Raw genomic sequence first — 11445 nt, forward strand, 5'->3', positions numbered from 1 at the left:
AAGCGCTTCATACACGCTCTGAAGCGTTACCGGCGCTGATCGTGGTAAATAATCGGGATATCACCGCGCCCAAGAGCAATGGGCTGAAGCACGTGAGATAAGAAAGTGTTTTTATGCACCCTGGGCCAAAACAGTCATCGAGTACCTACAAGATTAGCGTCGATTCAGTAAGCACGGGCTGTATGACGAGGGCGCTCAAACGCAGTTTCCAGGCATATGAAGCCGGTCTACCACCCTGGCCAGCATCTCTATTTTGATTACTGCACGGAATAATCGTGCCTACAAGCTGATTTGGCTCAGGACTTGATGTATCCCTGTCGATACAGTTAAGGCAAATTGATATTTTCGAAAAGGTGAAGTGATGAGCGAATGGCTGGCCCGTTTTTCAATAAAGAACCGACTAATCAGTTTACTTATGGTGCTGTCCCTTTTGACGGTCTGTTTGACACTCGCTGGGCTTAATGGCATGCGCAACAGCAATACCAGCCTTGGACAGATGTATAACGACGTTTTAATACCACTGGACAACCTTGGCGACATCACCACTCACATGCAGCTAGTGCGTACTCAGCTTTTGCTTACCCTTCAGCACAGGCCCGGTAGCGCGTTTGAGAAGGCACATGATCATCCTGCGAGCATGCATTTCGATGCTGTGGATAAAAGTGTAAGCATCATGCGTGAGCGTCTGGCTGACTATCAGCGTATGCCAATGACCGAAGAGCGGAATCGTCTGGTCAATGAGCTGCAAAAAAAGCTGTCGAACTACTTAGACAATGGTGTTCTGCCTACGCTCAGTGCGATGCGCCAAGGTGACTATACGGGAGGTAACGCAATCTTTCTTACTCGCCTACAGCCTTCCTTCATGACCACCTATGCCAGCTTGCGAAACTTAGTTGCGTCGGAGCAATCAGCAGCCAATGCAGGCTATAAACACGCGGTACAGTCGTTCGAGCGTCTTGCGATGATAATCGGTCTGGTGCTTGCAGTTGCTCTGTTTCTGGCGGCCACCTTAGCTTTTGCCACTGTGTCTGGAATCACAAAGAGTGTTCGGGCACTTCAAGTCGGCAGTCAACAACTTGCAGATGGCAATTTAGGCTATCGGGTCGCCTCTCAAGGACGAGATGAGCTAAGCGAAATCTCCAGTTCTTTCAATACAATGGCTTCGCGCTTTCAACACACTATTCAAGAATTGTCAGCTGCTGTAGAGCAGCTGGCAGCTGCGGCTGAGCAAACTTCTCAAGTCAGTAACCAAACAAGTGACGGTATCCGCCGTCAGCAGCTGGAAACAGATCAGGTTGCTACCGCGATGAACGAAATGTCAGCCACTGTTCAGGATGTGGCAGGTAATGCTGCCAGCGCAGCGCGCGCAGCAGAGGAAGCAGATCACCAGTCAGGAAGCGGTAAGCTTGTTGTTCATCAAACAATCGCTTCAATCGACAGCCTAGCTAATGAAGTTGAACATGCCGCCACAGTTATCCATGAGCTTGAGGAAGACAGTGCAAATATTAGCTCTGTGGTTGATGTTATTCGTAGCATTGCCGAGCAAACCAACTTGCTTGCACTCAATGCGGCAATTGAGGCAGCAAGAGCTGGTGAACAAGGGCGAGGTTTTGCTGTGGTGGCTGACGAGGTGCGTTCGCTTGCATCGCGCACTCAGCAATCAACCAGTGAAATTCAAATCATGATTGAGAAGCTTCAAGCTGGTGCAAATCGCGCTGTTACAGTCATGCAAAGTAGTTGCAGCAAGGCGCAGGCCGGAAAGCAGCAGGTTGCCGGTGCCGGCCAGATGCTGGATCAGATTAGTAGTGCTGTTGCAACCATTAACGACATGAATGCAATGATCGCATCCGCCGCAGAGGAACAGAGCTCTGTAGCGGAGGAGATTAACCGTAATATCACTAGTGTCAGTCAGATAGCTGAAGAAACTAGCGAGGCATCACGACAGAATGTTGCCACAAGTACGCAATTGGCAATTTTGGCTGGCCAGCTTCAGCGTTTGGTTCATATGTTCCGATTTTAGTAATTACCAGAATCTCCCCTTTGTTTCGTGGGGTCAGCTGACACAGAAGTAAAATAAGTATGAGGCTTGCCTCGCCCGCTAATCGGCAAGCGAATGCCCGCCACCCCTAACACTAGAGTCACACAATGAACCGTCCTTTGCTGCTGATTACTCTCGCCTGCACGGGGCTGACTGTGCTGATCTGGGGAGGCATCCGCACTCTGCAGGGGCCGGCCTTGGCCGGCTACCAGCTAACTGCGCAACCCCTCGTGCAGACGGTGGTGGCCACCGGCAGGATCGCCGCACTTTCGCGTGCGCAGGTAGGTAGCCAGGTAACCGGTGTGGTGATCGAGCGCCGAGTGACCGAGGGCGACGTGGTAGCTCCCGGCGACGTGCTAGCGGTGTTGCGAGCCGATGATCTGGTCGCTGCGGTACATGAAGCTGAAGCCGCGCTGGCGGAGTTGCAACAGTCCAGCCGGCCACAGGCGCAAGCCGCGTTGCGTGATGCGCAAGCTCGGCTTACTCAGGCCAGCCGGGAAGCCCGGCGCCGCCAAGAACTGCTAGGCAGGCAAATGATTTCCCGCGAGATCATGGAGCAGGCCGTACAGGCTGAAACCAGCGCGCGCGCAGCGCTCGAACAGGCACAACTGGCTGCTCGCACGCTGCAAGCCGGTCAGGCCAGCGAGCTGGCGGCGCAAGCAAGGGTAGCCAATGCTCGTGCGCAGCTGGCCAAAACCACCATTCGGGCCGAGCTGGCCGGTACCGTGTTGACCCGCAATGCAGAGCCTGGCGATCTGGTGCAACCCGGCACTGTTCTGTTTGATATTGCCCGCACAGGTGGCACCGAGGTGCTGGTGCCGCTGGATGAAAAGAATCTTGAGGTACTCGGTCTGGGCCAGCTGGCCACCTGTGTCGCGGATGCCTACCCGACCCGCCCTTTTAAGGCCAGAGTCGATTTCATCGCGCCGACTGTCGATCCACAACGCGGTACTGTGGATGTTCGCCTCAGTGTGGATCCGGCCCCGGATTTCCTACTGGAAGGCATGACGGTTTCAGTGAACATTGAAACCGGACGCCGCGACAATGCCCTGGCGGTGCCCAACGATGCGCTGACAGTTGTGGACGGTGAACACGCCGAGGTGTGGCGGGTGGTCGATGGCCAGGCCACGCGGCGTAAGGTCCGCCTCGGGCTACGGGGTCTGACGCAGACCGAGATCAGCGCAGGGCTGCAGGCCGGCGACTGGATTCTGGCTGATGCGCAAGCGTCCATCTCCGAGGGTGACCAGGTTCGGATGACGGCCACCGCCAAAGCGTCTTTTGACTCGCAAAGTCGAAATGAACTGCCTGCCCGACTGGACTAGTCCCGATGTGGATTGAATGGACCATCGCTGTCAGGTTCCTGCGTGAGGGCAAGGCACAGAGCCTGCTGATCCTCGTCGGCATCGCCGTCGGCGTAGCGGTCATCGTGTTCCTGACCGCACTAATCACGGGACTGCAGGACAACATCATCCAGCGCACGCTGGGCACTCAGGCCCACATCAAGGTGGAGCCACCGGAAGAACGCAACCGCGTGCTGCCCGTCGAGCCGGGCAGCGTGCATTTGTTGCTGGAAAACAAGCGTGCCCAGCGCCTGCGCTCGATCAACAACTGGCAGGAGGTGCGTAATGTGCTCGACAGTTTCCCGCAGGTCAGCGCGGTCTCGCCGGTGATCTCGGGGCCGGCCTTTGCCCGCCGTGGCGAGGCCCTGCAATCGACCGCACTGATCGGCATCGACGCGCAGCGCTACCAGCGCATCATCCCTATCCAGCAGGACATTATCGCCGGCGTCTTTCGCATCGGTGCCGGTGACGCCGTGATCGGCAGACAGCTGGCCGCAGACCTGGGCATGGCCGTCGGCGACAAACTGCGCTTGGATGGCGGTCAAGGTCGTGAGGCCGTGGTGAATGTTGCCGGCATCTTTGAACTGGGCGTGCGCGAACTCGACGCACGCTATGTGTACCTCGACATGAAGCAGGCGCAGGCCCTGCTCGATCTACCGGGCGCGGCCACCGCCATCGACCTGACGGTGACAGACATCTTTGCAGCGCAGGTGATTGCCGAACGTATCGGCCGCCTCACCGGCCTGAAGGCCGAAAGCTGGATGGAAACCAACACACAACTGATGAACGCTTTGCGCTCACAGAGCCTGTCCACTCAGATGATCAGCTTGTTCGTGGCCCTGAGCGTGGCACTGGGCATCGCCAGCGTGTTGTCGGTGAGCGTGGTGCAGCGCACGCGCGAGATCGGCATCCTGCGCGCAATGGGCACTCGTCAGTCACAGATGCTGCGGGTGTTCCTGATCCAGGGAGCGCTGTTCGGTCTAGCTGGCTCGCTGCTGGGCGGCACGGCCGGCTATGGCCTGGTGGGCGCGTTCAACACCTTCGGTCCCAAGTTGTTCTATATCCCTCTCAATCCCTGGCTGTTGGCCTCTGCTGCGGCGCTGGCCACGGTTACCGGCATTCTCTCGGCGGCCTTGCCAGCACGGCGTGCGGCAGCGCTCGACCCGGTGGAGGCGATACGCCATGTCTGATCGGCAAGCGATGCAAGAGGTTCTGCGCCTGGTGGGTCTCAGGAAAGCCTACAACGTCGACACACCAACCGAGAATGAGGTGTTGCACGGGCTGGACCTGCGCCTACAACGCAACGACTTCGCCGCACTGGTGGGCGCTTCCGGTTCTGGCAAGAGCACCCTGCTCAACCTGATCGGGTTGCTCGACAAACCTACGGGCGGCGAACTCTACCTGCTCGAAGAACCTACCCGCACGATGGACGATACGCAGCGCACCGCACTGCGCGGCACCCGGATCGGTTTCGTATTCCAGTTCCATCATCTTATTCAGGCCTTCACGGCGCTGGAAAATGTATTGATGCCGCTCATGCTGACCACTGGCAAACCCACCTCGCAACAGCGTGAACGGGCCACTGATCTGCTGGCGCGGGTGGGCCTGCAAGGCATGGAGCAGCGCAAGCCCGATCAGCTCTCCGGCGGGCAGCAGCAGCGGGTGGCGGTCGCTAGGGCACTAATCACCCGCCCGGCCCTGCTGTTGGCCGACGAGCCGACCGGCAACCTAGACAGCAAGTCGGCCGCCGAAGTCTTTCAACTGTTTCGTCAGTTCAACCGCGAATTTGGCTGCGCGGTACTGCTGGTCACCCACGACCCACGCCTTTCTGATCAGTGTGATCGCGTCATCACTCTCGCAGACGGCTACATAGAGAGCGATGTGACCCGACAGGCATGAAACACCCGCGGCCGGCTCCGCTGGGCTGGCAGCCTACGGGCAGCGACTTGGCGCAGCAAAGTCATAGGTATTAACACGATCACTAAGACCTGCCGCTTTGGGCTTCCCCCGCGGCCAGAAAAATTCGTTTTGTTGCTCTCTGCTGTTGCTGTCACAAATTGGCAACCCAGGAGTATGCAGGCCCCAACGTTAGCGATGCTTTTCTGGTGGAAAACTCTACCCTCGCAGGGACCAAGGCCGTGCAAGCTGCATCGAGGTTAGTGCGGTAGCTAACTCACTCGTCCTTGGCGCTTATCTCGGCGGAGACCTTGCCAAACGACTCCCAGTGACCCACCAGCTCATCCACGCGATCAGGAATGCGCGGTGACTTACTGAGCACCAGACAGCGGGTTGTACCCACGTACTCCTCAAGGAGGTAGAGCGTGTCTCCAACGTCGACGCCCATTTCCTGCAGAACGTCATCGGGTAGGCGAATAGCGCCGTCGCCATCCCAGTCCTCAATCACTACATGCTTCCGCATCGTAACCCCGTGAAACGGTTTAATGGGTGTCCGCAGGGGGAAGCAACGGCGAGCCGTTGCCAACGAAGTCCCGCGGTGCAGGCCGCCAGCTTAGCAAAAGCTCACGGTTTCAGAAGTGGCCGCTGTGGATTCCTCGCTACCCAATCTGGGAGCTGACGATTTATTGGTTCGAGGGTTAAAAACCCGAGCATCAGGTTACTGTGTGTCACAGCCCGATCATTTTTGCTGATTAGAGACAGGAGCTTCCGTCATGCATGCAACATCCAGAATTCGCGCATTCTCGACGGATCAAAGTGGCGTAATTCTACGCACGGCCCTGAGGGTCCTGGAGAAATGGAAGGCCACTACCGAGCAGGCGAGCAATGTTCTTCGTGTCTCGCGCAGCAGCATTTCTCGTGCTCATCAGGGCAAAGGCGTTGAACTCGACCGTGATCAACTGGAGCGGGCCAGCATTGTCTTGAACTGCCACGCTAGCCTGAGGCTGGTCTTTGATAACCCTGAAAACGTCTACGGCTTTATGGGGCTTGAGAACCAAAACGAATTCTTCAATGGACGTAAGCCGTTGGAAATTATGGCGCAGGGCGACCTCATGTCGCTTTTGGAGACCTACAAACGAATCGACGCATTTTGTGCGGTTAGTGAACCTGGTGCGGACTAATCCTCAGCACGAATGAGCGCTCATGGGTCATCCTGATTTCCCAATCTGGGTGTCGACGAAATTTTCAGCGCTAGCGTTAGAACAGTAGAACATCGGGTTACCGTGGCATCTCGTTTGTAATCGGGAGTACACGTTGATGAGATGGTTTTTTGTGACGATGTTGTGTGGTGGCGTTGGTCTTTGGGTGGGCGCCCAATACCAAATACCTCAGTGGATTATGTGGTTGTTGTTGTCACTGGGTACTGCTCTGTGGGTATTTGCCAAGTGGCATGAAAGCCGGGAAGCCGAGCAGGAGCGCAATCATGATCGTGCGTAATGATCAGGATTGGGCCGCATGGGATTTCGCAAATCTGCAGGCTTTGCAGCTTTCAACTAGGCAGACACTACTCGGCATCGCCCCCTATCTGGAGCGCCTGCAGAGTGGGCAGGACAACTTAAGGGAATTACAGGTAGATGGACTACTGTTCTTCGCGGTAGAGCTGATTGAGGGTGTGTTGGTAGACCCTGCGTTGCCTGCAGAATTCGAGAATCTAGACAGCCAGCAGCATACCTACGTATGCAAAGCCCGCTGGTGGAATCGTCCATTTATCGAGCGTTGTAGTTGGGAAGGACCTTATGGGCTGGAGGTGAGTCATCGGGCTAGCCACGCTGCGATAGGTAAAGTCTTCCCCGAACTGGCGGCAAGAGATGTGGAAAAACATATCGCAGCTTTAAAGGCACTCTGGTTTAGCGATTGGCCAACAGGGGTTCGCTACGAAGTGTGCTGTTTTGATAGCACCGCTACTGGCGGCTTAACGAGCTGGGGAACTTTTAATTCAATCCCCGAAGCGCTGGGCTGCATTATGGGTGGTAGGCGCTGGTAAGCGCTTTAGCTAGCCGCGACCTTCATATCCCGTCTGGGAGATAACGATTGACCCTACCGTATGAAAGAACTCGTACCCTCGTCAAAACAGAGGAGTTCTTGCGTGAGCTCTCCCGTGATGCGGGCCTACCGCAGGGAATCCGCAGTTATGCGAAAAGTTTACTCAGGCACTACCCCTCTTCAGCTGAGGTGTTCTCGCTGGGACGCTTGGAGGAATGCTTAGCAAGCGGTGCCGATGATGACGAATATCGGCGTCGAGTTATCGCCTACCACCAGCCGCTGCTCTGCTCGTCGCTGGAGCAGAAGCGATAGCAATGGCCCACTATTTGACTGAACCACCGGTATCTCAACTCGTTATGCAGCGAGTTAAGCGGCTGCGCAAAGGAAGACCTTTCAGCATCCGCGACTTTGCAGAGCTTGGTACGAGTACGGCCATCTCCAAAGCAGTAGCCCAGTTGGTTCGGCAAGGCGAGCTTGAGCGTGTGTGCCGTGGCATTTACATGCGCCCCCAATACAGCCAGCACACTGGCAGAGCTTTGCGTCCTGGGCCATTGGACTTGGTAAATCTGATTGCCAAGAAAAACAGTTGGACACTGCAGATTCATGGCGCTGATGCAGTGAGGCGATTCGGTCTGAGTACACAGATGCCGGTCATTCCGGTCTATTACACCAGTGGCCCTAGCCGATCGATATCTTTAGGCAAGGCAGATATAAGGCTTGTACATGCTGCTCCGATGGTTATGCAGCGCGCAGGAACCAAGGTCGGAATGGCCATCAGCGCTTTATTTTATCTCGGTAAAGGCGGCATCACTCAGGAGGATGTGGCTGTAGTTAAAAAAGCGCTTAGCCCCGAAGAAATGAACAAACTATTGGCCTGCAGAATGCCGAAATGGATGCGCATGGCGCTGATGCGAAGTTGCACTGTCTCAGCCACCGAGTTGCATTCCAGCTGACCGGGAATTTTCATTGGTATCGAACATTAAACACGGTAATGACGACCGGCCGAAATCGGCCGATTCTGTTGAAAAAGTCGGTTTCTGGGAGCGCTGCTTTTCGGCAGCTCAAAAATCGCTCGATTCAGGCGTTGCTACGTAAAAACCAAGACAGCTCCGCCTTCTGATCGAACCAGATTTCAACGTCGCTAACGCTCTTTCATGGGCAAAAATCGCGACGGGACTTTTTCAACAGAATCGGCCAAAAGCGGACGGCAGGTGTCTAGTAAATAAATCTGTCCCCTTCCCCTCCACGGTGGCTTGGACATCCTGGTCAATAACGCAGGTGTCTTTAATCCAAAGCCCTTCCTAGAGGTAAATCCAGCCGAGTACGACTGGTTCCTCGATACCATCCTCAAAGGCAAGTTCTTCATGGCCCAGGCGGCGAAAGCCATGCAACAGCGCGGTGGCGGCGCCATCGTACAAATCGGTTCGCTTTGTGCCATTCAGGCTATCAGTGCCACACCCTCAGCTGCCTACTCCGCCGCCAATACCGGCGTACATGCGCTTACCCGCAACCTGGCCATCGAGCTGGCCAGCTCGAACATCCGCATCAATACCTTAGCTCCGGCTGTGGTAGAGGCTCCGGTCTACGGAACCTTTATGGATGCTGAGTAGGTCAAGGAAGTGTTGCCGACCTTCGACGCTTTCCACCCGCCGGGACGCAATGGCCAACCTGCGGACGTGGCGTTAGCCATTCTCTTCCTCGCCTCGCAAGACGCTTCGTGGATCACCGGAACCGTAGTACCGGTTGACGGCGGTGACACCGCTGGACGGAACTGCGGGACGACCAGATTGAATAGCTGGAAAGACTATTTCGCCAATCTCATGAAATGCGTCGGCGAGTTTGGCAAGCTGGCTCCGGAAGCCATGCGTGGATTGAACATGCTTGACGTTGCTTGCTCATCAGACACCTCTCTATGACGAGCATTCTCGCCCTAGATGGGTGTCCGGGGTCAGTAGACCACTACGCGTCATCCTTCTCGTCGACGGCGACCAGCGTAATGGCACCACTGCTTTCGTCCAGTTTGTCGCTGTAGCCGCAGGCGACACATTCGCGGTGCGGCACACCTTCCACGAACCACATGCGTACGCTGTCCATGCGCTCGCACGCGGGACAACTAGCGCCAACGATGAACTGCTTCTTCGGCTCCAGCGCTGCTGGGGCAGCGGGTACTTTCGGCTGCTCGTTCATGATTCACCCCGGTTGCGCAGGAAATCTCCGGTCTTGGCGAAGGCATCTTTCAGGTAGGCACGCAGCTCGGCATCCATCGGCGTGTCGTCCAGCGCCAGATTCATGCAGTGCAGCCACTGGTCGCGCTCGCTCTTACCAATAGAGAACGGCAAATGCCGGGCGCGCAGGCGCGGATGGCCGTGCTTTTCGATGAAGCGCTGGGGGCCGCCGAGCCAGCCGCTGAGAAAGTCGAAGAACCTATCGCGGATCTCACGGGTGTCGGGGTTGTGCATGTCGCGCACGATCTCAACGCCCTGCTCACTGAACATCAGGTCGTAGAAGCGATCAACCAGCTGGCGCAGCGGCTGGTCCCCGCCCAGTTGCTGATAGGGGATTAATTCGGATGCGATTGCCATGAGGGCCTCTTGCAGCGGAAGGTGCCGGCGCAGGATCAGCCCTGCGCCCGCCATAGGATCAGGTAGCCAAGGCCGAGGAGCAGCCAGCAGCCCAGCGGATGGAAAATCGTGCGCCACAGTCGGCTGTACGGATCGAAACCGACGCCGTGGACGAAGCCGCCGCTGATGCCGAGCATCACCAGCATCAGCAGGCTGTGGCTGTAACCGCCCTGATCGTCCAGGTAGGCCGCAGGGTGAATTAGCAGCAGCAAGGCCAGCGGGCTGGCCAGCAGCAGCGACAGCGCCCGGCTCCATGGACGCCGCAGCAGGGGGCGGACCTCAGTCGTCACCGACCGGTTCCTCATCGAGGTTCTGCGTGGTCTCCAGCCATAGGGCATTGATGATGCCGAAGCTGCAGGCCAGCAGCACGCCGAGAATCCAGGTGAAGTACCACATCTGTCGTTCTCCTTGGCCCTGAGTGGGCATTGATCGGATAGGAGCAAGTTTGTTCGCGATGCCGTGTGATGATCGCCAGCAAACGAGCTCCTACGGTTCGGGGTTTCAGTACAGGCCGTGCGGGTTGCTTTCGATGGTCTGGTCGGTCAGCCGGCCCCACATGCGGGTGTAGCACCACAGGGTGTAGAGCAGGATCAGCGGGACGAAGATGCCCGCCACCACCAGCATGATGCCCAGGGTCTTGTGGCTGGACACAGCGTCCCATACGGTCAGGCTCGACGCCGGGTCGAGGCTGGACGGGAAGACGAAGGGGAACAGCGCGAAGCCCGCAGTGCAGATGGTGCCGACGATGGCCAGGCTGCTACCGAGGAAGGCCACGCCGCCTCGGCTGAACAGCGCGCCGAGCAGCGCCAGTACACCGCCAGCCAGGCCCGCCAGCGGGGCGATGCGGGTCAGCGGGTACTGCGCGTAGTTGGCCAGCCAGCCGCTGTTGTTGAGGCTTACCTGCTTGTGCAGCGGGTTGAGCGCCGCGCCCAGATCGGCGAAGCCGCCGACCAGGCTGAAGCCCTGGATGCCCAGCGCCAGCCAGGCCCCTGCGCCGGCGAAGGCAATCAGGAACACCAGCGCGCACAGCTGGGTAGCCCTGCGCGAGCGCTGGTACAGATCGGCGTCGGTACGCATCATCAGCCAGGCGCCACCATGGGCACAGAGCATGCTCAGGCTGACCACCCCGGCGAGCAGGGCGAACGGGTGCAGCAGGGCGAAGAACGAACCCTCGTAGGTGGAGCGCATCAGATCGTCGAGGCGGAACGGCAGGCCGAGGAACAGGTTGCCGAAGGCCACACCGAACAGCAGTGCCGGGGCCGCGCCGCCGACGAAAAGCGCCCAGTCCCAGGCGCTGCGCCACTTCTGGTTTTCCAGCTTGCTGCGGTAGTCGAAGCCGACCGGGCGACAGAACAGCGCGAACAGCACCAGCAGCATCGCCCAATACAGTCCGGAGAAGGCTACCGCGTAGACCATCGGCCAGGCGGCGAACAGTGCGCCGCCGGCGGTGATAAACCACACCTGGTTGCCATCCCAGTGCGGCGCGATGGTGTTGATCGCCACCCGC

Annotated in this window: 14 protein-coding genes and 2 pseudogenes; 10 read left to right on the forward strand and 6 right to left on the reverse strand. The window is 57.6% G+C overall.

The window, feature by feature from the left end; genetic code table 11:
- Window positions 1-361: 361 nt before the first annotated feature.
- From EKA13_RS28925 to EKA13_RS18150, 5 genes and pseudogenes are all read left to right on the forward strand, one after another.
- A pseudogene (locus tag EKA13_RS28925) lies at window positions 362-1159 on the forward strand (Tar ligand binding domain-containing protein); the annotation flags it as partial.
- A 156-nt stretch (window positions 1160-1315) separates the two neighbouring features.
- Window positions 1316-2020: a methyl-accepting chemotaxis protein gene (locus EKA13_RS28930; RefSeq protein WP_425415177.1), complete on the forward strand. Its 705-nt coding sequence runs from the start codon at window positions 1316-1318 to the stop codon at window positions 2018-2020.
- 125 nt (window positions 2021-2145) lie between these two features.
- A complete protein-coding gene (locus EKA13_RS18140) occupies window positions 2146-3360 on the forward strand; it encodes an efflux RND transporter periplasmic adaptor subunit (RefSeq protein WP_065760717.1) in 1215 nt (404 codons plus the stop codon).
- Between the two features lie 5 nt (window positions 3361-3365).
- Window positions 3366-4568 carry an ABC transporter permease gene (locus tag EKA13_RS18145; protein WP_065760718.1) on the forward strand — a complete coding sequence of 401 codons (1203 nt, stop codon included), beginning with the start codon at window positions 3366-3368 and terminating at the stop codon, window positions 4566-4568.
- Window positions 4561-5277 (forward strand): ABC transporter ATP-binding protein, encoded by a 717-nt coding sequence (locus EKA13_RS18150; protein WP_065760719.1) that lies wholly within the window; start codon window positions 4561-4563, stop codon window positions 5275-5277. The genes EKA13_RS18145 and EKA13_RS18150 overlap by 8 nt, the downstream gene beginning before the upstream one ends.
- Window positions 5278-5551: 274 nt before the next feature.
- On the opposite strand, the gene EKA13_RS18155 is transcribed toward EKA13_RS18150, so the two are convergent.
- Window positions 5552-5797, reverse strand: coding sequence for a hypothetical protein (locus EKA13_RS18155; protein ID WP_065760720.1), 246 nt, complete (start codon window positions 5795-5797; stop codon window positions 5552-5554).
- 250 nt (window positions 5798-6047) lie between these two features.
- On the opposite strand from EKA13_RS18155, the gene EKA13_RS18160 reads away from it, so the two are divergent.
- The 5 genes and pseudogenes from EKA13_RS18160 (at window position 6048) to EKA13_RS18185 (ending at window position 9233) form a co-directional block, all read left to right on the forward strand.
- On the forward strand, window positions 6048-6455 hold the full coding sequence (locus EKA13_RS18160) for an antitoxin Xre-like helix-turn-helix domain-containing protein (protein ID WP_065760721.1): 408 nt from the start codon (window positions 6048-6050) through the stop codon (window positions 6453-6455).
- A 302-nt stretch (window positions 6456-6757) separates the two neighbouring features.
- Window positions 6758-7318 carry a hypothetical protein gene (locus EKA13_RS28415; protein ID WP_065760723.1) on the forward strand — a complete coding sequence of 187 codons (561 nt, stop codon included), beginning with the start codon at window positions 6758-6760 and terminating at the stop codon, window positions 7316-7318.
- Window positions 7319-7365: 47 nt separating this feature from the next.
- Window positions 7366-7629, forward strand: a complete 264-nt coding sequence (locus tag EKA13_RS28715) for a BPSL0761 family protein (RefSeq protein ID WP_083199843.1) — start codon at window positions 7366-7368, stop codon at window positions 7627-7629.
- A 2-nt stretch (window positions 7630-7631) separates the two neighbouring features.
- Window positions 7632-8270, forward strand: coding sequence for a DUF6088 family protein (locus tag EKA13_RS18180; RefSeq protein ID WP_065760724.1), 639 nt, complete (start codon window positions 7632-7634; stop codon window positions 8268-8270).
- A gap of 300 nt (window positions 8271-8570) precedes the next feature.
- Window positions 8571-9233: pseudogene (locus tag EKA13_RS18185) on the forward strand (SDR family NAD(P)-dependent oxidoreductase).
- A 43-nt stretch (window positions 9234-9276) separates the two neighbouring features.
- On the opposite strand, the gene EKA13_RS18190 reads toward EKA13_RS18185, so the two are convergent.
- The 5 genes from EKA13_RS18190 to cydB form a co-directional block, all read right to left on the reverse strand.
- The gene (locus tag EKA13_RS18190; protein ID WP_065760725.1) at window positions 9277-9504 is read right to left on the reverse strand and encodes a YheV family putative zinc ribbon protein; all 228 of its coding nucleotides are present in this window, start codon (window positions 9502-9504) and stop codon (window positions 9277-9279) included.
- A complete protein-coding gene (locus EKA13_RS18195; protein ID WP_065760727.1) occupies window positions 9501-9899 on the reverse strand; it encodes a group II truncated hemoglobin in 399 nt (132 codons plus the stop codon). Before EKA13_RS18195 ends, EKA13_RS18190 begins: the two co-directional genes overlap by 4 nt.
- A 35-nt stretch (window positions 9900-9934) precedes the next feature.
- Window positions 9935-10243: a cyd operon YbgE family protein gene (locus EKA13_RS18200; RefSeq protein WP_049269381.1), complete on the reverse strand. Its 309-nt coding sequence runs from the start codon at window positions 10241-10243 to the stop codon at window positions 9935-9937.
- Window positions 10218-10334 (reverse strand): cytochrome bd-I oxidase subunit CydX, encoded by a 117-nt coding sequence (gene cydX / locus EKA13_RS18205; protein ID WP_049269383.1) that lies wholly within the window; start codon window positions 10332-10334, stop codon window positions 10218-10220. The genes EKA13_RS18200 and cydX overlap by 26 nt, the downstream gene beginning before the upstream one ends.
- Before the next feature lie 105 nt (window positions 10335-10439).
- On the reverse strand, window positions 10440-11445 hold a 1006-nt coding region (cydB, locus tag EKA13_RS18210), incomplete at its 5' end, for a cytochrome d ubiquinol oxidase subunit II (RefSeq protein ID WP_065760728.1).

The sequence above is a fragment of the Pseudomonas defluvii genome, assembly GCF_001695625.1.
In the GTDB taxonomy this organism is placed as follows: Bacteria; Pseudomonadota; Gammaproteobacteria; order Pseudomonadales; family Pseudomonadaceae; genus Aquipseudomonas; species Aquipseudomonas defluvii.